The sequence below is a fragment of the Phycisphaerae bacterium genome (genome assembly GCA_035275405.1).
In the GTDB taxonomy this organism is placed as follows: Bacteria; Planctomycetota; Phycisphaerae; order UBA1845; family UTPLA1; genus DATEMU01.
In genome coordinates, this window is the sequence record DATEMU010000015.1 from 707,074 (window position 1) to 726,426 (window position 19,353).

A 19,353-nucleotide genomic window follows, 5' to 3' on the forward strand; every position below is an offset into this window, starting at 1 on the left:
ATGCTACGTCAATCGTCCCGCGAAGCGATTGAGCTTGTCGGGATCGCGCCAAGGAGGCCCGTGGCCGAAGAGGACCGTCTCGGGGTTTAACGCCGCGAGCCTGCGGATCGCGTGGCGGTTGAGGGCCGCATCGACGCAGAAGAACTTGGGCGGCTCATGCAGACCGGGCAGCGTCGTAAAGAGGTTCATGCTCGTTGCTACGTCGCCGGCGATGGCCACGCGGTCGAACTCGCGGAAGAAGATGACGTGGCCCATGGTGTGACCGGGCGTCTCGATAACGCGAAAGCCGGCAATCTCATCGCCGTCCTTGAGGACGCGGTCGACCGGGTGGGGCGGACCGGCCATCATGTTGCTGGAGAATCGAATCGCCCGGCCGGGCGGCCCCATCGGCTCGCGACCCTCCATCGCCGCGCGGTCGGCCTCGTGGCAGGCGAGCAGGCAGCGGCGCGTTTCGCAGATCGCCTTGGCGCTGCCCTGGTGATCCGGGTGAACGTGCGTCAGCGCGACGAGCTTGAGGTCAACACCATCGACCGCGCGAAGCAGCCGCTTGGCGTCCCACCGCGTACCGCAGTCGATCAGCACATCTTCGACGAGATAGGCGTTGATCGCGTTGGGCGGGAAAGTGCATATCTGCCAGACGTTCCGGGCGACGTTACGGATCATGCTCACCGAGTGGAAATCTCTACGCGACCTTTATCCTGGATTCGTGCAATAAAACCGCACTTCAATTCGGATCGATCACCTTCGTAATGAACGGATAACTCTGTATTTCGATCGAGGAAGCCCTGTGCGGACACAGCGCTTAGTCCAAGGAGGCCGCGGACCCGTTTCGTAATTGTTAGACCAGGCCCGACATTGTGGAACAAGAGTTGCGGTGAGTATAGACCGCCTCCAAGTGGGTCGAAAACCTCCATATTCAATTCAATGTACCTTATCTTTTGTCTAGACTGGTTTTCAAGCGTAATTGCATGCGAGGTTAGAAAGAAAAACGCAAAGATGGCGGACAAAGAGCCTCCCGTGTAGATGGCAAGCCATTCTCGACGTCTTCTTTGGTGCTTTCCAAAGAGGATGGCTCCGGCGACAGCAGCCGCCAAAGTCAACAGCAATTCATATTCGAAGTTGAGAAATAACCCCGCGACGGCGAGCAATGCCGCTACGATAATCGCCAGTCCGATCAGCGTGTTTCGATGTGATACCAAGCCCACTTTGCACGTTTCACTGAATTGTGTTTTCCCCAACAGCCTTCCACAGCAATTCCGCCACGTCGTACTGCTGCACCTCCGCGCGCTGCCGACCCGCCAACCCGTCGATGAGCATCCGCTGGCAGAAGGGGCAGGCCGAGGCGACCATGTCGGGCTTTGTCTCCAGGAGTTGATCGGTGCGCCGCTCGTTCACGCGCTCGCCGGTCGCGCCGGGCCGGGCGTGTTCCTCCTCCTTGAACATCTGCGCGCCGCCGGCTCCGCAGCACATCCCGCGGTCGCGAGTCTCCTTCGGCTCCAGGACCGTCAGGCCGGGAATCGCGCGGAGCACGTCGCGAGGCGGCTCATAGACTTCGTTGTAGCGGCCGAGATAGCACGAGTCGTGATAGGCCACCTTCGCATCGACGCGATGGGACGGCTTCAGCTTCCCCTCGGCCACGAGCTGCGACAAATAGGTCGAATGATGCACGACGTTGAAGTGACCGCCGAAGTCGGGGTATTCGTTGAGCAGCGTGTTGAAGCAGTGCGGGCAGGTTGTGACGATGGTTTTGGGCTTGTAGCCGTTGAGCGTCTCGACGTTGGCCTGGGCGAGCATCTGGAAGAGAAATTCGTTGCCCGCGCGGCGAGCGGGGTCGCCGGTGCATTGTTCCTGCTCAGCGAGAATGGCGAAATCCACCCCCGCCGTCTTGAGGAGCTGCGCCGTCGCGCGGGCGATCTTCTTGGCGCGATCATCGAATGACGCCGAGCAGCCGACCCAGAAGAGCACGGCCGCGTCGGGCTTCTCGCTCATTCGCGGGATGTTCAAATCCGCCGCCCAACCCGCGCGGTCGGAGGACGGGAAGTTCCACGGATTGGAATTCGTCTCCATGCCGCGAAACGCGTTCTGCAACTCGCCGGGGAACTCGGACTTTTCCATCACCAGATTTCGGCGCATTTCGATGATCTTGTCGACGTACGTGATGAATACCGGGCATTCGGTTTCGCACGCTCCGCAGGTGGTGCACGCCCAGATTACCTCCGGCTTGATCACGTCGGGGACCAACTCCGGCAATTCCCCGTTGCCATTGCCGCCTTCCGCGCCGTCGACCACTTGGCTCGTCGAATCGGCGGGTGGAACCCGCCCTACAGCGCTCGGTCCCCCGGCGCCGGTCAATTTTTTCTCGTTCTTGTAGAGAAAATCCCGCAGATCGAGGGTCAGGTGCTTCGGCGACAGCAGCTTGCCCGTGTTCGTTGCCGGGCAGTGGTCGCTGCACCGGCCGCACTCGGTGCAGGTGTAGAAATCCAGCACGGCCTTCCACGACCATTGCTCGATGCGTTTGACGCCGAGCGTCTCTTCGCGTTCGAGCTTGCCCTCGATGTCCGGAAGGTGGGGCAGCCGGCCGCGGGGCGCGAGGCTTTGGGTGAAGACGTTGGGGATGGCCGTGATGACGTGGAAGTGTTTGGAAACGGGCAACAGGTTCAAAAAGACGAGTACGAGAATGCCATGCGTCCAGAAGCCCAGGTGGCGCAGAAAATCGAGCGCGTCGTCCGACATTCCGACGAGCGGTTTGGCCACGATCGAACCGGCGGGTTCGGCGAAATGAAACGGGACGGAATTCGCCCCCACCGGGGCGGTCAGGGCCAGCGACGCGCCGTCGTAGAGGATGTCCGCCAGCATCATCGTGGCGATGATGAGCAGGATCAGGATGCCCTCGAAACCCTTGGAGAGCCGCGGGGGTTTGACGACGAGACGGTAATAGAAGAACACGACCGTGCCTGCGAGGACGAGCACGGCGAAGATGTCTTTCAGGACGGAGTAGATCATCCCGAGCGGCTGGTCCGCGCCGAAGAGCCAGAAATCAAAACCCTCGTCGAATCCCCGCCCCCAGAGGATCAAAGTCCGCAACAACAGAACCATGAATCCGAGGAATATGAGTTGATGAGCGATGCCCGCCCACCAGTAGCGGCGCATGCGCTTCTGCGCGAAGGCGTATTCCCAAGTGCGGCGCAATCGTTCGCCGATTTGATCGAGCCGATTCTGCCCCGGCCCGAGTGTCATCAACCGCCAGCGGCGGCGCATCTGCGCGGCGAACAGGCCCCAGCCCGCCAGCAGCAAGAATCCCATGAAGATCGGGCTCATCGCCCGCGATCATAAGGAAGGGGATATCGAGCGGCAATTAAACAGAACTTGGGGTAGCAGTGGTTCCGATGCGCAAGGCCTGGCTGCTGCCAGACCGTGCCACCCATCGCGAGATCATCCCAGCCCAGCAATGATCAATTCAACGGTCCCAATCCAAGATTGACGACGATCTGCGATCCGCCGACAAAGTCCACCTTGATGTTCGGCGAACCGGCGTTGATGTCCAGCTCCTGCGAACGATTGGCGGAAAAACGGAGCGTATAGGTGCCGGCCTGGCCCACCACGAACGAGTAGCCCCCCGCCGAATTCGTGGTCTTGGACACGGCGTCGAGCGTTACGACCGACCCGTTCGCGCCCTCCCCCGCGTCGTACCGGCCGTTGGAATTGGAATCGTTGTATACGACGCCGAGCACAAAAGTAGGCGAACCCTGGGGAGTGCCATAGTCTTGCGTCTGCATGATCGAGTCGAAGTTCTGGCCGTCTTTCGTGAAGATCCCCCGGACAATTCCCACGCCCACCTCGCGAAATACGCCGCTGAGCATGGTTACCCGATGCCCGCGACCGTCGATGTCCTCGTCCACGAACAAATCTGTGTGCTCCTGCTCGACGACCTGTACCTCGTCGATGCTGCCGGTCGAGCCGCGCCAGGCCAGGTTTTCACTGGCACTGACGAACAGATATCCCGCATCGTCCATCCGCGTAAACGGCGTGACCCCCTCCGGCGAGTTATGCGCGAAATAGTCCCGCGCGATCATGTCCTGGCTGTGCGACCGGGCGGATTGCACGAGCGCCGCGTTCATCGCCAAAGGCTGCTTGGGCGTGGCGTCGATCTGTCCCGGCACGCCTTCGTCCAGCGCGATGCCCGAGGATTGCGCCTCGGCTGCCGGGCGAAGGCGGGCGCGGTTGATCCGCTCGAGCGAAAGCTGTTCCAGTATTGAAACGCTGACCGACGCGGTGGGGGTGCCGGAAGTCTGCTGACCCGCGTTTTGATCGGTGGCCCCGCCGACGGTGTTGCTTCCGGGGATTGCGGGCGGCGCGGTTTCGCACCCGGGCGACCCAAGACCGGTCGCCAGTAACAGGCAAAAGACAATGGCCTTGATCGGCGCGGAGTGTGGCACGAATAACCCCATGTGAACCAATAAAAAGGCGACGTCCGACCTTTCGCATAGTATAACATGTAGAAGCGGGCCGGGCGCAGGGATTATTCCGAATCTGCGGGCTATCCGTCCCGTTGCGAGCATTCGCGGGCTTGACGCCGTGGGGGGGGCCGCGCCTACTGGGGGGTCATGAATCGACTGCCGGCCCTGTCCATTTTCTTTCCTTGCTACAACGAGGAGGCCAACGTCGAGCGGCTGACCCGCGCGAGCGTGGAGGCGGCGCGGAAATACGCCGAGACGTTCGAGATCATCATCGTCAACGACGGCAGCAAGGACGGCACGGCCGCCCTCGCGGAGCGGCTCGCGGCGGAGACCCCGGAGGTCCGGGCGGTCCACAACAACCCCAACCTCGGCTACGGCGGAGCGGTCGCGCGAGGGCTGCGCGAGGCGCGGATGCAGTGGATCTTTTTCACCGACGGCGACGGGCAGTTCGACGTGAACGAGATCGGCAAGCTGGTGGAGCTGTTGGAGCGGTGCGACTTCGCGGTCGGCTATCGCATCAAGCGGGCGGACCCGTTCGTTCGCAAGGTGAACGCGTTCTGCTGGGGGACGCTGGTCCGCATGGTCTTCGGTCTGAAGGTCCGCGACATCGACTGCGCGTTCAAGCTCCTGCCCAAGTCGCTGATCGACTCGATCGAACTGAAAAGCACGGGCGCACTCATCAGCACGGAGCTGCTCGCCCGCGCGAAATATCGCGGGCTGCGGATCGCCGAGGTCGGCGTGAACCACTATCCCCGCGTCGCCGGCCAACAGACGGGCGCGAACATCAAGGTCATCCTCCGCGCATTCCGCGAACTCTTCAAACTCCGGAGGCATATTCGGAGCGAGGGGTTGCCTGCTAAGAGGTAACGATCTACGATATCATGGTGGTTGAGGAGCTTGGACCATGATCAACACGAAAGATTGTGATTGGTTGGCCGAACATGGGCTGGAACTTTCCGCCCTCTATCCGAATAAATGGATTGCCGTTCGCGACGGCGAGGTTATCGGCGTTGGCGACACGGTCGCGCAGGCTCACGATCAAGCCCTAAGGCGACGCCCGGAGCGCGACTTTATCCTCGAACAGATCAACCTCGACGTGGACATTCCGCATGTTGAGTAGCAAGTGGGCGTTCGCTCACAGTTCAGATTGAACTGACGCGTGAAACCGCGATGCACTGCACCACCATACCCGTGCGATTTGGGCCGGGTGGGTATGCAACAAAGTCAAGCTCGAAAAGCGGTTTCTTCGAATCTGGATACAACGATAGATAAATCCCGATCGGTTCAACGGCATCGTAGCTATACCGTCTATCAGATTGTACTTTCACGAGTTCGGAGCAAAGTTTCACGCAATCACGTTGTGCGACAATATCGTCGAAGTCAATTGTCGCTTTCCGTAATGATGAATGAGATTCCGAGATACCCGTCAGGCAGTAGCGGGGAATCGCGCCGTGTGGAACCACCGAGTCACAATCGAGCGTATCATCGATGACAAACGTTACGCCTGGCAAAGCCTGGATCTCATTTTCTGAAAGGTACGCGCACTGATTTGCAACCAAAAAGATGGCCAAACGGTTACGAAGAAGCTCGTGAAGTGGATCGAAAGACGGCGCAATTATGAATGGTGCAACCCCAAAACTCAACGGCCGGACACAGGATGAAGCGGTCGCTAGCAGAATTATTCCTGCCGCCAAAACGGCTGCCCTACGAATTCGCCCTCGGGTAATCATGTGTCATCATGATTAACGGGACAACGGCTTGGTGCTTACAGTAGAAAATGCGATTACGTCACGCTGTTCCGCGCCGTCTTCGCAATAAACTGATGCGGATACGTCGGCAACGGCTCGCTCACTTCGTCCAGGCGCTTCCACTGTTCCGGCGAGACCTTCACCGCGCATGCCGCGAGGGCCGACTTCCACTGTTCCAGCGACTTCGGGCCGATGATCACGCTGCTCACCATCGGTCGGCCCAGCACCCACGCCGTCGCCAGCGTCGCGGGCGTCGTCTCGCACTCCCGCGCGACCGCCTTCACTGCATCGACGATGTCCAGGTTCCGCTCGTTCACGAACTGCTTCCGCCAGGCATTGGCCGCGTCGGCCGTTTCGCCGAAGCGCGAATCCCTCGGCCCCTTTAGGTCGCGGCCGTACTTGCCGGAGAGCACGCCGCCGCCCAGCGGGCTCCAGGGCAGCAGGCCGATGCCGTATTTCTCGCAGACCGGCACGACGGCGCGCTCGATGTCGCGGCAGATGAGGCTGTACTGCATCTGCGCCGTGACGAACGGCTCCCACTGATGGCGGATGCAGAGCTGCCGCGATTCGGCGATGTGCCAGGCGTCGAAGTTGGACAAGCCGACGTAGCGGACCTTGCCGCTGCGGACGAAGTCGTTCAGCGTACTGAGCGTCTCTTCGATCGGCGTCACGTTGTCCCAGCAGTGCACCTGGTACAGGTCGATATAGTCCGTCTTGAGCCGGCGGAGGCTATCGTGCAGCGCCGCCGTCAGGTGCCGCCGCGACGAGCCCGTCGCGTTCTCATGCTCCGGCGGATCGCCGAACTTCTTGACGACGGGGAAATGCCCCTTGGTCGCGACAATGACGCGGTCGCGCCGACCGGCGATGGCCTGCGCGCAGATTTCCTCGCTGACGCCCTTGCTGTACACGTCGGCCGTGTCGATGAAATTGCCGCCCGCGTCGAAGTAGGCCTTGAAGATCGGCAGGCTTGCCGCCGCGTCGATGCCCCAATCGGCCATGCCGAAATTCATCGTGCCGAGGCACAGTTCGGAGACATAGACGCCGGTGTTGCCGAGTTTGCGGAGCTTCATCGTATACGCCCTCCAAATAAAACGGCCGAAGCCACCGTGGCGACGAATTCCATTGTCGGCGACCACCGGGCAAATGCAATCCGCGGCCGTCAGCCGCCCAAACGCTCGATCGCCCGCCGGGCCTCGGCGAAGTTCGGGTCCAGCCGTAGCGCCTCGCGATAATTCACCTTGGCCTCGTCCAGCTTGCCCAGCCGTTCGAGCGCCGCCGCGAGGTGGAATCGGGCGAGCGCGAAGTCCGGGTCCGCTGCGACGGCCGCGCGACCGTGATGCTCGGCGCTCCGCGCATCGCCGAGTCGCAACAGCGCGAACGCCAGATTCGCATGGGCCTTGGCATTTCCGGGGCGCAGGGCGATCGCCGCTCGATACTCCGCCGCCGCCAGTTCAAACGCCGATCGGCGAACGTAGGCGTTCCCGAGATTGTTGTGAGCCTCCTCGGGCGTGACCCCCAGCCGGATCGACTCCTTCAATGCGGCGATCAGTTCGTCGTTCTTCCCGAGCGCCAACAGCGCTTTCCACAGATTCTGATGCGCCTGCCAGTTTCGCGGGACGATGTGCAGCGCCCGCCGCGCGGCCGCCTCCGCCTCGGCGTTCCGTTCCTGTGCGAGGAGCACCGTCGAGTATCCCGCCTGGGCGATCGCGGAATTGGGCGCGACGCGCTGGCCGTAAGTCCAGAGCGCGGCGGATTCCTTCCAGACACCTAATTGCCGGGAGGTCAGGACAGAAAGCGCCGTTGCGACGGCGATGCCCAGTAGCGTGCCGGGGATTTTCCAACTCGGTCGCCTCTCCCATGCGTGCAGAACCGCTCCGGCGGCCGCCAGTGCCAACACAACGCCGGGTAGATAGCTGTATCGATCCGCCACCTCCTGATCGCCGCTTTGAAAGAACCCCAGTACGGGCAAGAGCAGCACGACGTAACAGGCCGCCGCGCAAACCAACGCCGGAAACTTGCGACGAAAAGTCCACACGAGCACCGTCAACGCGCCAAGCACGGCGAAGGACGCCAGATATTTCGGCGTGAATGGATTGATGGGCCTGTTTAGTTCATAGATGGGAGAAAGGCCGGTCGGCACGACGGTTTTCCAGATGTAGTGAACGAGCCCGAAAGATGCCTGGGCGAGACGTGCGGTGGCCCCGTGCTCCTGCAACGACCATGCGGCGCCGACCTCTCGCTGCGCGAGGGGCGCGACGACTATGAAAGGAATCGCCAGCAACAGGAACGGGATTTTTTCAACCAGAAGCCCGCGCAATGTCGCCGGTCGGTCGCCGCGGTTGCCGCCCAGTCGGCGCAGCACGAAGACGTCAAGCAAAAGCAGGATGACGGGCAATGTGACGCCCATCGCCCGACTCAAGAGCGACAAAAGATACGCCAGAACGCATCCAATAAAGGGAAATTTGGAGCGTGGCCGGACGCTTTCATGGGCCGCCAGGTATAGCCAGACGGTCACCAGCAGAAAAAAGGAACTGAGTACATCCCGCCGCTCGGTGACCCACGCGACTGATTCGGCGCGGAGCGGATGGACCGCGAAAAAAAGCGCCGCCAGCGTGGCGGCAACGTTCTGTTCCCACCCCTGGGCCGACATGGCTATTGCAAATAGTTTGCGAGCCAAGAGAAACACCACAAGGACGGAAAGGACGTGAAGGATGATATTTGTCGTGTGGTAGGGACGGGGATCCAGAACATCGCCGAACCACACACGGGCGATCATCGAATCCAGCCCCAGCGTCATCCACGCGAGCGGCTGGTAGTGGCCCATGTGGAATGTGGTGAACATCCAGCGAAGCTGCTCCGGGCCGAGCCCGCGAAAATACGGATTGTCGAGGAAAGCTTCGCGGTCGTCGTAGTCGACAAAGTCGTAGCGGACCGCCGGGAGGAAAATGATGAGCGTCCATCCAACCAGCAAGGCGCAGCCGACGCCCAGCGCAAGGTGCCGCCGCATCGTCACTGGGGAGGGTGCATTCGTGGCGCGCTTCGACTTGGTCGTTTGATGGCGCGGGTTCACGGGCGCCGATGATAGCCTCACCGGCCCATCTTCAACTATCGCGTTTCAGAGAGGAGGGGCGGTGCGGCGTCCCTCTTCCGGTCGTCGTTGGACCTGGCTATCCGTTGCCGCGGCCGCTCGCCGGCAATGAGCCGCCGGCATTGGTCCGGATCGGCCAGTGTCGCCCGGTTGTTGCGGAAGAAAGCGTGCAGGACATTCCAATCCGCCATGGCCAGGCTGCGGGGCCCGAAATCGCCGCTGCGGTTCACAATCAGCGAGAGCATACCCGAGCCGCCATATGCTCGGGCATCCCGGGACCGATCGCCGATGCCAATCAGCACATTCGGCCAAGCCCCTTTGAGCCGCTTGAGTTGCCGCTGCTTGAATTTGCCCTGGTCCAGCAAATCGGCCTTGCGATAGGAGACCAGCACCGGCGCGGCCGGAAAGCCGTGCGTGGCCAGCCAACGCTGCGTCTTGCCCAGGAGAGAACAGGGCCGGGCGGTCAGATAGAGGATCTGGAAGTCGCGGGCCACGTCGACGAGCGTTTCGCGGGAATGCCGGATGGGCATCGAGTCGCGATCCTCCTTGCCGTACCAGGCATCGTTGAAATGGGTGTCGGAGATCGTATCATCGATGTCCACGACGACGATTACGCGATCCGGTTTGCATCGATACACCCTGGCCTCGGCCCGAATCTCGACGCCGTTCACGGACGCCGCCGCTTCGATCGCCATCCCCTGAGAATCGGGAAGTTTGCACTCCAGGACGGCCCGGCCGTCATTATCACTTCGGATCCGGCCCACTTCCTTTCCGCCGCAGGTAAAGCGGACCGGGAGATTCTCGATGTCGCGGTCGATTCCGAACACCGTGGGTTTCTTCAAATCCGCCACCAGCGTCGTGGTGCCGTCCGGCGCCGCGATGCAGTCCTGAAGGTGGATGATGGGCTTCGCCCGCGCAGCCGCGCAGGGTAGAACGATGCCGATGAATAGAGAACACGCCGCAAGTCGGTTTCGTCGCATTAGGATTGTCCTCCCGCTAACTGTCCGCATATTGTAGCGGATTCTTCCCTATGCCCATCGACTTCCCTGAAATTATTCCTTGAATGTAGAGATCTCCAGTCCATTGAGCGGATATAGCACGACGCTTTCCGCGTAAATGCGGCCAAGCGGAGCCTCCTGCCGCGGTTCACATTCCTCGGTTACACTCTCTCGCGCCAATGAGACAGGAAACATCCGAGCGATCCGCCCGTTCACGTCCGTCAAAACGCCCACCGGAGCCGGACCCGGCTGGTCGCATTCCCGAGCCCTCGAATTCGCCGGCCGGCCAGACTCTCCGGACTCCATCGCGCCTCGTCGGGGCGCAGACCCGGATCGAAAAGGCCCGCGCAATGTTTCTGCTCTGCGCGGTCACGTTTCTGGCGACCTGCCTGCTTTTTCCCGACGTCGGCTGGTGGCCGCTCGGGTACGTCTGCCTGGTTCCCTGGCTCGTCTGTGTCTGCACGGCGCAGCGCGGCAAGCTTGTTTATCTGATGAGCTGGCTCCTGGGCCTGGGGTACTTCGCCTTCAATATCCGCTGGATGATCGCCGTCACGCTTCCCGGTTATCTGGCCCTCGTCGTCTATCAGGCGGCCTATTTCCCCCTCGCCGCGTGGCCGATCCGCCATCTCTATAAACGGCATAACTTCCCCGTCGCGTTAACGGCCCCGGTCGCGTGGGTCGCGATGGAGTATCTTCGTTCTATTACACCCTTGGGATTTCCGTGGGTCCTGCTCGGCCAGAGCCAGTACACGGTCGTAAACATCATCCAGATCAGCGATCTGGCCGGGGTGTACGGGGTCAGTTTCGTACTGGCGATGGTCAACGGATGGCTGACCGACCTGCTCATTCAGCCCATCCTTCTTTGGCGCACGGACCGTTCAACGCGACTGCCGATTGGATCGCTGACGACGCTACTCATTGTCCTGGGGACGATGATCTACGGGAGCACCCAGCGCTCCGGCCGCCACCTCGAACCGGGTCCGCGCGTGGCGATCGTCCAGCACGATTTTCCGATGTACGTCGATTCCGACCGCGCCAATCGCACGTCGCACGTATCGGTGTTCAATGGTTTTCTGGAGCTGGCGCGGCAAGCCGCCGCCGAAAAGCCCGACCTCATCGTGCTCCCGGAGACCGCCATGCAGGGCTACATCAACGACCAGTTCTTGGAGGCAACACCGGGGGAACTGGACGAGATCCAGCGCCGTCGCTATCCGCCCCACGTTTCCCAGGGGGCCATGGCGGCGATGCAGGGTTGGAGCCGCCGCGTCCGCGACGCGTTTCAGCAGCTCAGCACGGAATCGGGCGTGCCAATCGTGATCGGCTCGTCGTCCATCGAATGGAAACCGACGGCGATTCCTCCGCGGGTCGACGCATACAATTCCGCCTTTCTCCTCAAGCCCGGCCGCGCCACGCCCGCCGACCGCTACGACAAGGTTCACCTCGTGCTGTTCGGCGAGTACGTTCCGTTTCGGTTCAGCTATCGCTGGCTCTATGATTGGCTCAACGGCATCACGCCCTGGGGCAAGATGGGCATCGAATACTCCTTAAGCGAGGGTACGGAGTTTCGAGCCTTTGAATTCAACGCCGCCTCGCGCGGCGACCGGGCCTATCGCGCCGCCACGCCCATCTGTTATGAAGAAATCATGCCCTACGTTACGCGGGCGTTCGTCCGGGGCGTCCCGGCGCGCCGGGACGGCGAGGCCAAGGACATCGATATGCTCCTGACCATCAGTAACGACGGCTGGTTCCTGCACTCCGCCGAACTGGAGCAGCACCTCGCCGCGGCGGTCTTTCGCGCTGTCGAGCACCGCATTGCCGTCGCGCGGAGCGTCAACACGGGGGCGAGCGCCATCATCCACCCCAATGGAAAGATCCACGATCGCGTGAGACTCTCTCTGGAGAAACTGGCGCTCCTCGATCCGGTCGATGCTGTTTTGAAACAACTGGACGAGGCCGTGCAAGCTATGGATACGGTCGCCGAGCAGCAGCAGGAATACATGAAGGCGTGGACGGAGCTGCGAAAGACCCTGGCCGGGCCGCTTCGCGCGGCGTTGGGGGCCGTCGGCAAGGAATACGACTTTATCGCCGATCGGCTGGACAGCATGATGCTGGCGCTGACCCCGCAGGATGCTGCGAAGCGGAGGGCCGCGCTGGTCGAACTGCGCGGCCAACTCGACGAGGATCGCGCCACGATCGCGCGATGGAAGGAAAAACCCGACACGGCCCCGGGTTACAGCGTTGAAGAGGTGAAGTGCGATCGGCGGGCGACGTTGTATACACGATGGGGCGATTGGTTCGCGCAAGGCTGCGTGGGACTCTTCGCGCTCATGCTGCTGGACTGGACCCTGCGGCGGATCTTCCGAAGAAAGACGGAACGAGGAACGAGCCATGGATAAGGCTGGGGCGGCGGACCGGACCACGCAAAGGGTCCGGATGATTAGTTTGATGTCATCGGCGTTCGCGCTGGCGGGATGCGCCGGCACGCTTCGAGGCCCGCTCCCCGCCGAGGACCAGCGCGGCTTTCGCGACGAAGCGATGGACTTTCTCAAGCGCGCCGCGTTCAGCGACGAACCCGTCATGCGGATGCAGGCCATCGAGGCGATGCAGGAGGTCGCCCCGCGCGAGGGCTTCCAGTACATCGAAGGCAACATCAATAATGGTTACGCCGGCGTCTGTTTCGCGGCCTTGATGGCCGTCGGCACGCTGCGCGAGGCGTCGGTGCTCGATCGAGTACGGACCCTGGCCGAGGATTCTGATCCCAATGTACGCATCGCCGCTCTCTATGCCCTGCACCGGCTCGGCGATCAGAAACGAACGGGCGAACTGTCCGATTTCCTGCTCAAACATCGCGATGCCCGCGTACGGGCCAACGCCGCCCTGGCCATTGGTCGATTGAAGGAGCCGGGCTCGGCGCATGTCCTGAACCTGGCGCTGCGGCGCGAGCAAAAGGACGCTGTCAAGCTGCAGATCATGGAAGCGCTGGCCCTGCTTGGCGATTCCGTGGGGATCGAGCGGCTCCTGTTCGCCGGCCATAGCGCGGCCCCGGATCAATCGGCGCTGGCGCTCATGTTTCTGGCGAACGCGGGAGCGGAGGAGGCCGAGGAACTGTTTCGCTATCGGCTGGATGTGGCCGACCAGCCGGAGATCAAGCTCCAGGCGGCGCGCGGGCTGGGCAAGCTTGGCCAGGATGACGGTTTGGACCTGGCATTGGCCTACCTGTACTTCAATTCTCCCGATCGACGGCGGAAGAACGATCCGCCCGAACAACAGATCGTACGCATTCGCGCCCTGGCCGCGCTGGCCCTCGAAGCGATCGGCAGCCCCCAGGCCCTGGCCGCGCTGCATCGGGCCTTCAATCAGGCCGGCCAGTCCGATTTGGTGCGTCTGGCGATCGCCCGCGCCGCCGTGGCGATCATCGATCGAGCGCCGCCCAGCGCCGGATAGGTCCCTCTTATTTTGACTTTTTGACTTTTCTCGCCATGCGTTGGATCGCCTTTGCCATTCTGCTCTATTGCGTAGCCGTCGCCCAGACGACGATTGCGCCACTGTTGAAGCTGCATTCGGTCTGGCCGGATTTCATGGTCATCGTCGCGGTCTATTACGCCCTGGCCGCCGCCCCCGCCGACGCGATGCTCGCCTGCTGGGTCGTCGGTCTGGCGATGGACCTGACCGGTGCAAGCTATCACGCATCGGGAAACGTGGGAGTGTGCGCCCTGAGCCTGGGCCTGATCGCGGTCCCGCTGATCAAGGCCCGGGACCTGACCTTTCGCGATAGTGTCTGGACGGCCCTCGTCTTTAGTTTCATCGCCAAGTTGGCCCTTTCGCTCCTGGTCGGCGTACACATGTTGTACGTGACGCGGAGCGAAGGCCGGTTCGGCGAGGTCGCGACGGTCGGCATCTATTCGGCCGCCTATACGGCAGTTCTCGCGCCGTATGGCCATTGGATGCTGAAACAATTACGCGGTCTGTTGGGCGTTGGAGTGTCGTATCGCTGGGGCGTAAGATGACGAGCCGATTTCCATGTTTGAACGCCGCCTGAAAACCGTATTGGCCCTGGCGATCGCGTGCAGCGCTGTGCTGGCCTGGCGGCTCTATCAACTCCAGATCGTCCACGGTGCGGATTTTTCGGAAAAGGTGGAAGCTGCACTGCTCGTCCCGAGACAGTACCTGCCGCCGCTTCGCGGACGGATTAACGATCGCTTCGGCCACGTTTTGGTTAGCGACGAGCCCGCCCACGATGTGACCGTCCACTATGGCACGCTATCCATGAACGAAACCTATCTCCTTCGCGTGGCCGACTACCTTCGGCAAAAGGAGCCGCGCTGGGCGAAGGCGACCCGCCATGAACTTCGCGCGGAAGTCCAGGAACGCATCGCCGCGATGTGGCTGGCCCTTGAACGTATCAGCGGCACTCCGCTCCCGCAGCTCCGACAGCGGCGCGACGCCGTCTGCCAGTCCATTGAGACGCTCCGCCGGCACTTGTGGACCGTCCGGAAGGAGAGCGGCTACGACGAGCCGTTTGATAAGGTCCACCTTAAGGAAGAGGAGGCCTTTCACCCGATCCTTCGCAACATCCCGCCGCAGGTCCGCACGCGGATTGAGTTGGAAATGTCCCGCTCGCCCTTCGTCCGCATCGAGCCCTCCGTCCGCCGCGTGTGGAACACGGAGGCCCGATCGCTTTGCCATGTCCTTGGCCGCCTCGGGCAGGTTTCTTCCGACGACATTGAGAATGATCCCCTGCGCGGCGACGCACTGGCCGGCTATCGGCCCAGCGATCTCGTCGGCGTCAGCGGCATCGAGCGGCTGGCCGAGCCGATGTTGCGCGGTAAACGGGGCTACGAAGATCGTCATCGGGATGGCCACGTCGAAGACCGCGCGCCGCCCATCGACGGGCCCGATGTCCAACTGACCCTCGATGTCGAGTTGCAGGAGCGAGTCGCCCAGATTCTGGAGGACGCCGTCGCCCAACATCCCGCCTCAACCGGCGCGAGCGGCGTGGTGATCGACGTGCGGACCCGCGAGATTCTCGCGCTGGTCAGTGTACCGACCTACGACCCGTCCGCGCTCGCGGACAATTACGCCGCTCTGCGAGACGATTCAAAGTACACGCCGCTGCGCTTCCGCGCCGTGGGCGACGAATATCAACCCGGTTCGATCCTCAAGCCCGCCGCACTGCTGGCTGGTTTTTACAACGACCTCCTCGATCCGCTGCACCGCGTCCATTGCGACGGCCATTTCATCCCCGGCTCGCAGAAATGGCACTGCTGGACCCACTGGCGGGGAATGCCCGGCCACGGCGATCTCAACGCCGAGGAGGCGATCCAGCACAGTTGCAACGTCTTCTTCTACAGTCTGGGGCAGAAGATCGGCGCCCGCCGATTGACCGACTTCTATCGGCGGATCGTCGACGGCTGCCCCGGCGCGCCGGGAGACGAAGGCATTCGCACCAGCACCGGCCTGATTGAGGAGCGTACGGGCATCATCCCCACGCGCGAGTGGATGAAGAACCATCGCCGGCGCGAATTCAATCCGGCCGACGGCCGGAACTATGCCATCGGCCAGGGCGAGATTCAGATCACACCCCTGCAAGCCGCCAATTTCTTCGCCACGCTGGCGGAGGGCGAATACCAGGCGCCGACGCTGATCGCCAACGACGGCCGCGACCGCCCGCTCGTCGCGTTTCCGAATATCCCCAAGTCGGCGTGGCAAATGATCCGCCGCGGACTCTATCGCTGCGTCAACGAGGACGGCGGCACGGCCTATCAGTACGCCCGCCTGGACAACCTGGCGATCTGCGGAAAGACCGGCAGCGCGCAATGCGTCTCACGGGTCACTCATTGGCGATATTGGTTTGTCGAAGGTGGCAAAAAGGTGTCGGTTGTGGCCCCGACGATCGAAGCGGCCCGGGAGCGGCTCAACCTGGATCGCGATGCGAAATGTATGCGGCGCGAGATCGTCAGCCGCTGGCCCCCGCGCGACCCCGAGAAAAGCGACGTGCCTACTCACGCCTGGTTCGCCGGCTTCGCGCCTTATGAGAATCCGCAGATCGCCCTCGCGATCATCATCGAGCACGGAGGCGGAGGAGGCAGCGCCGCCGGACCCGCCGCGCAGGCGATCTTCCAGGCGCTGCTCGACAGCCCGCGCGGCTATCTTTCGGCGTCGGGCATGGCGATCGCATCTCCGATCAATGATCGAGACGATCTTCAAGGCGGTTCCGAACCATGATCGCCGCCGTGGTCCGCGCTGTTCCGCCGCTCGGTTGGGTCGTGCTTCTAACGGCCCTGATGCTGACGGCGCTGGGGCTCGTCGGAGTGTACGTCAGTGAGGCGGCCGCCGGGGAATCCGCGACGCAGACGATGCGCCAATCCGGGTATCTCGCCGTCGGCCTCTGCGGCGTCCTCGCCATTCAGATCGTGGGCTACAAGCGAATCGGCGGCTGGGCTTATCCGCTCTTTGGTCTCATCCTCGTCCTGCTCGTCCTCCTGGTCATTGCCCGCAAGATTCCGATGGCCCCGATCATTCCCGAACGGCGGAAGACCTTTCGCTGGATCGTGCTCGGACCGATCAACATCCAGGTCTCCGAATACGCGAAGATCGTATTCATCATCGCCCTCGCCGCGTATCTTCGATTCCGAACGAATTACCGCACGCTCCGCGGCCTGTTGTGGCCCTTCGTCCTGACCCTGGTGCCCCTCGGACTCATCTTGAAGGAGCCCGACTTGGGTACGAGCCTTCTGCTCCTGCCCACGCTCTTCGTCATGCTCTACGCCGCCGGGGCAAAACTCCGTCATCTGCTGCTCATCGGTGGGATGGGCCTCGCGGCCGCGCCCGCTTTCTATTTATCCCCGCTCATGAACCCCTACCAGCGCGACCGGATTACTTCGCTCTTTCGCCAGGACGACAGCGACGACCGCTGGCGGCTCGCGGCCGGATATCAACTCAACCAATCCAAGATCGCCCTCGGCAGCGGTCAGGCCCTGGGCCGGGGTTTGACCGAAGGCGCGTTTTTTCAGCACGACCTGCTGCCCGAGGAGCACAACGATTTCATCTTCGCCGTCATCGGCCATCAGTGGGGATTCATCGGCTGCCTTGCGGTCATCCTCGCGTACCTGGTGCTCGTCGCAGCGGGGCTGACCATCGCGTCCATGACGGCCGATCCGCTCGGACGTTTGATGGCCGTGGGGGTGTGCGCGCTAATCCTGGCCCAGGCGACAATCAACATCGGCATGACCATCGGAATCATGCCCATCACCGGTATGACGCTGCCGTTTGTCAGCATGGGCGGCAGTGCGCTGGTGGCGAATTACCTGTGCATCGGTCTCCTGATCGATGTCGCCCGGCGGCGACCCATCGAAATCGCCCGCAAGCCGTTTGAATTCTCCGAAGAGGCGTTATAACTCCAACTCCCTCTGGGAGAGGGCTGGAGTGAGGGCTCGAACACGCATGGCTGCCCGAAAAAGAAAACGACTATCTCATCTCGACCGCAAGGGAGCGGCGCGGATGGTGGACGTCTCTGCCAAGGCCGTAACGCATCGCCGTGCAGTCGCGACCGCGGAGGTGACGGTCAGTGCGGCGACCATGAAGCTGATCCAAAAAGGTGGCGTCCCGAAGGGCGATGTCTTCGCCGTCGCGCGGCTCGCGGGGATCAATGCGGCAAAGGAGACGTCGCGGCTAATTCCGCTCTGTCATCCGCTGCCCATCGATCATATCGACGTGCAGATTCAAGCGCGCCCGCCCCGACGCGTCGTCATTCGTGCCGAAGCCGCTGTCGCCGCGCGGACCGGCGTGGAGATGGAGGCCCTCGTGGCCGCGTCGATCGCGGCGCTGACGATCTACGACATGTGCAAGGCCGTCGATCGGGGCATCCGCATCGGCCCGATAGCGCTACAGGAAAAATCGGGGGGCCGATCCGGTCCGTGGCGGCGTACCCCCTCACGCCGCAAGCGCTAGATGCAAAGGGGATGGCGCTTTTTTCAAATCTTGTGAAAGCCCAGGCGGGTCGTTGTCGTCCCGCCGCCTCGGCCAATAAGATAAATGACATTGCAAATGAACGCCGTTATTGAAAAACCAACCCTCGACCTGGCCGCTCCCGTCGCCGCCGCCCTCGATCAGGTGATGAACACCTTCGACGAGGAACTGTGCGGTGACCTGCCCTTCGTCGAGAAGCTTGTAGATCAGGTCCGGCAGTTTCGCGGCAAGTTGCTCCGGCCCAAGCTGCTCCTGCTGACCGCTAAGGCCGTCGGCGACATCCGTCGCGAACACATCGTGCTCGCCGCCGTCGTCGAGATGGTCCACATGGCCACGCTCGTCCACGACGACGTCCTCGATGAATCCGACGTCCGCCGCCGCCGCCCGACGATCAATCGCCTTGTCGGCAACGAGGGCGCGGTCCTGCTCGGCGACTACCTCATCTCACACGCCTATCACCTCTGCACGAGCCTCGGCTCCGTTGAATACGCCCGCCGCATCGCCGACGTCACCAACACGGTCTGCGAAGGTGAATTGATGCAGATCGAGCATCGCGGCGATACGGACCTGAGCGAGGCTCGTTATCTGGAGATCATTCGCCGCAAGACCGCCGCCCTGACCGGCGTGTGCTGCGAACTCGGCGCGGCCGCGGCGGGGGCCGACCGGCGGATTGTGCAGAGCATGGCGGCGTTCGGCGTCGACCTGGGCATGGCCTTCCAGATCGTGGACGACCTGCTCGACCTCACGGGTACGGAAAACGAACTCGGCAAGACCGCCGGCCGCGACGCAGACCTGGGCAAATGGACCCTTCCGGCGATCCGCTTTCGTGACCGAGCCGACGCCGCAGACCGCCGGCGTTTGGTCGACGCGCTTTCCAACGGCAGCCCGGACAAGTCTGAGAGCATCCGCTCTATCCTCGCCGGGTCAGACGCCATGGACTACGCGATGGGCATGGCCCGTTCTTACGTCCAATCGGCACTCCGCCAATTGGCCGAGCTTCCGATGACCGACGCGAAGAAAAGCCTCATCGCTGCCGCCGAATTTATCGTGAACCGCCGCGCATAGGGCGGGCTCTGCCCGCCGAACCAAAGGGT

Annotated in this window: 16 protein-coding genes; 9 read left to right on the plus strand and 7 right to left on the minus strand. The window is 62.4% G+C overall.

Going from position 1 to position 19,353, the window contains the following annotated elements; genetic code table 11:
• Positions 1-3 precede the first annotated feature (3 nt).
• From VJZ71_20670 to VJZ71_20680, 3 genes are all read right to left on the minus strand, one after another.
• Complete coding sequence (locus VJZ71_20670) at positions 4-663, minus strand: MBL fold metallo-hydrolase (GenBank protein HKQ50497.1); 660 nt, start codon at positions 661-663, stop codon at positions 4-6.
• Positions 664-1,215: 552 nt separating this feature from the next.
• Positions 1,216-3,318 carry a (Fe-S)-binding protein gene (locus tag VJZ71_20675; GenBank protein ID HKQ50498.1) on the minus strand — a complete coding sequence of 701 codons (2,103 nt, stop codon included), beginning with the start codon at positions 3,316-3,318 and terminating at the stop codon, positions 1,216-1,218.
• 134 nt (positions 3,319-3,452) lie between these two features.
• On the minus strand, positions 3,453-4,436 hold the full coding sequence (locus VJZ71_20680) for a CAP domain-containing protein (protein HKQ50499.1): 984 nt from the start codon (positions 4,434-4,436) through the stop codon (positions 3,453-3,455).
• Between the two features lie 168 nt (positions 4,437-4,604).
• Here VJZ71_20680 and VJZ71_20685 point away from each other — a divergent pair, with 168 nt between their 5' ends.
• Positions 4,605-5,324, plus strand: coding sequence for a glycosyltransferase family 2 protein (locus VJZ71_20685; GenBank protein ID HKQ50500.1), 720 nt, complete (start codon positions 4,605-4,607; stop codon positions 5,322-5,324).
• Positions 5,325-5,361: 37 nt separating this feature from the next.
• Complete coding sequence (locus tag VJZ71_20690; protein ID HKQ50501.1) at positions 5,362-5,577, plus strand: DUF5678 domain-containing protein; 216 nt, start codon at positions 5,362-5,364, stop codon at positions 5,575-5,577.
• 22 nt (positions 5,578-5,599) lie between these two features.
• Here VJZ71_20690 and VJZ71_20695 read toward each other — a convergent pair whose 3' ends face one another.
• The 4 genes from VJZ71_20695 to VJZ71_20710 all read right to left on the minus strand — a co-directional run bounded on the left by VJZ71_20695 (position 5,600) and on the right by VJZ71_20710 (position 10,273).
• On the minus strand, positions 5,600-6,187 hold the full coding sequence (locus tag VJZ71_20695) for a hypothetical protein (GenBank protein ID HKQ50502.1): 588 nt from the start codon (positions 6,185-6,187) through the stop codon (positions 5,600-5,602).
• Between the two features lie 53 nt (positions 6,188-6,240).
• Positions 6,241-7,275 (minus strand): aldo/keto reductase, encoded by a 1,035-nt coding sequence (locus VJZ71_20700; protein ID HKQ50503.1) that lies wholly within the window; start codon positions 7,273-7,275, stop codon positions 6,241-6,243.
• Between the two features lie 89 nt (positions 7,276-7,364).
• On the minus strand, positions 7,365-9,296 hold the full coding sequence (locus VJZ71_20705) for a tetratricopeptide repeat protein (protein HKQ50504.1): 1,932 nt from the start codon (positions 9,294-9,296) through the stop codon (positions 7,365-7,367).
• Between the two features lie 14 nt (positions 9,297-9,310).
• Positions 9,311-10,273, minus strand: a complete 963-nt coding sequence (locus tag VJZ71_20710; protein ID HKQ50505.1) for a phosphatase domain-containing protein — start codon at positions 10,271-10,273, stop codon at positions 9,311-9,313.
• 368 nt (positions 10,274-10,641) lie between these two features.
• On the opposite strand from VJZ71_20710, the gene lnt reads away from it, so the two are divergent.
• The 7 genes from lnt (at position 10,642) to VJZ71_20745 (ending at position 19,324) form a co-directional block, all read left to right on the plus strand.
• A complete protein-coding gene (gene lnt / locus VJZ71_20715) occupies positions 10,642-12,687 on the plus strand; it encodes an apolipoprotein N-acyltransferase (GenBank protein ID HKQ50506.1) in 2,046 nt (681 codons plus the stop codon).
• Positions 12,688-12,736: 49 nt separating this feature from the next.
• A complete protein-coding gene (locus tag VJZ71_20720) occupies positions 12,737-13,735 on the plus strand; it encodes a HEAT repeat domain-containing protein (protein HKQ50507.1) in 999 nt (332 codons plus the stop codon).
• 35 nt (positions 13,736-13,770) lie between these two features.
• Positions 13,771-14,298 carry a rod shape-determining protein MreD gene (gene mreD, locus VJZ71_20725; protein HKQ50508.1) on the plus strand — a complete coding sequence of 176 codons (528 nt, stop codon included), beginning with the start codon at positions 13,771-13,773 and terminating at the stop codon, positions 14,296-14,298.
• Positions 14,299-14,311: 13 nt separating this feature from the next.
• Positions 14,312-16,516, plus strand: a complete 2,205-nt coding sequence (locus VJZ71_20730) for a penicillin-binding transpeptidase domain-containing protein (protein HKQ50509.1) — start codon at positions 14,312-14,314, stop codon at positions 16,514-16,516.
• A complete protein-coding gene (locus VJZ71_20735) occupies positions 16,513-17,688 on the plus strand; it encodes an FtsW/RodA/SpoVE family cell cycle protein (protein HKQ50510.1) in 1,176 nt (391 codons plus the stop codon). The genes VJZ71_20730 and VJZ71_20735 overlap by 4 nt, the downstream gene beginning before the upstream one ends.
• A 46-nt stretch (positions 17,689-17,734) precedes the next feature.
• Positions 17,735-18,241: a cyclic pyranopterin monophosphate synthase MoaC gene (gene moaC, locus VJZ71_20740; protein HKQ50511.1), complete on the plus strand. Its 507-nt coding sequence runs from the start codon at positions 17,735-17,737 to the stop codon at positions 18,239-18,241.
• A 96-nt stretch (positions 18,242-18,337) separates the two neighbouring features.
• Positions 18,338-19,324: a polyprenyl synthetase family protein gene (locus VJZ71_20745; protein ID HKQ50512.1), complete on the plus strand. Its 987-nt coding sequence runs from the start codon at positions 18,338-18,340 to the stop codon at positions 19,322-19,324.
• Positions 19,325-19,353 lie beyond the last annotated feature (29 nt).

Bases quoted from the DNA above. Each gene is read 5' to 3' on its own strand.
- VJZ71_20685 (HKQ50500.1), top strand. From the start codon at position 4,605: ATGAATCGACTGCCGGCCCTGTCCATTTTCTTTCCTTGCTACAACGAG.
- VJZ71_20675 (HKQ50498.1), bottom strand. From the start codon at position 3,318: ATGAGCCCGATCTTCATGGGATTCTTGCTGCTGGCGGGCTGGGGCCTG.
- moaC (HKQ50511.1), top strand. From the start codon at position 17,735: ATGGCTGCCCGAAAAAGAAAACGACTATCTCATCTCGACCGCAAGGGA.
- VJZ71_20730 (HKQ50509.1), top strand. From the start codon at position 14,312: ATGTTTGAACGCCGCCTGAAAACCGTATTGGCCCTGGCGATCGCGTGC.
- VJZ71_20700 (HKQ50503.1), bottom strand. From the start codon at position 7,275: ATGAAGCTCCGCAAACTCGGCAACACCGGCGTCTATGTCTCCGAACTG.
- lnt (HKQ50506.1), top strand. From the start codon at position 10,642: ATGTTTCTGCTCTGCGCGGTCACGTTTCTGGCGACCTGCCTGCTTTTT.
- VJZ71_20690 (HKQ50501.1), top strand. From the start codon at position 5,362: ATGATCAACACGAAAGATTGTGATTGGTTGGCCGAACATGGGCTGGAA.
- VJZ71_20720 (HKQ50507.1), top strand. From the start codon at position 12,737: ATGTCATCGGCGTTCGCGCTGGCGGGATGCGCCGGCACGCTTCGAGGC.
- VJZ71_20735 (HKQ50510.1), top strand. From the start codon at position 16,513: ATGATCGCCGCCGTGGTCCGCGCTGTTCCGCCGCTCGGTTGGGTCGTG.
- VJZ71_20670 (HKQ50497.1), bottom strand. From the start codon at position 663: ATGATCCGTAACGTCGCCCGGAACGTCTGGCAGATATGCACTTTCCCG.
- VJZ71_20710 (HKQ50505.1), bottom strand. From the start codon at position 10,273: ATGCGACGAAACCGACTTGCGGCGTGTTCTCTATTCATCGGCATCGTT.
- VJZ71_20745 (HKQ50512.1), top strand. From the start codon at position 18,338: ATGAACGCCGTTATTGAAAAACCAACCCTCGACCTGGCCGCTCCCGTC.
- mreD (HKQ50508.1), top strand. From the start codon at position 13,771: ATGCGTTGGATCGCCTTTGCCATTCTGCTCTATTGCGTAGCCGTCGCC.
- VJZ71_20695 (HKQ50502.1), bottom strand. From the start codon at position 6,187: ATGATTACCCGAGGGCGAATTCGTAGGGCAGCCGTTTTGGCGGCAGGA.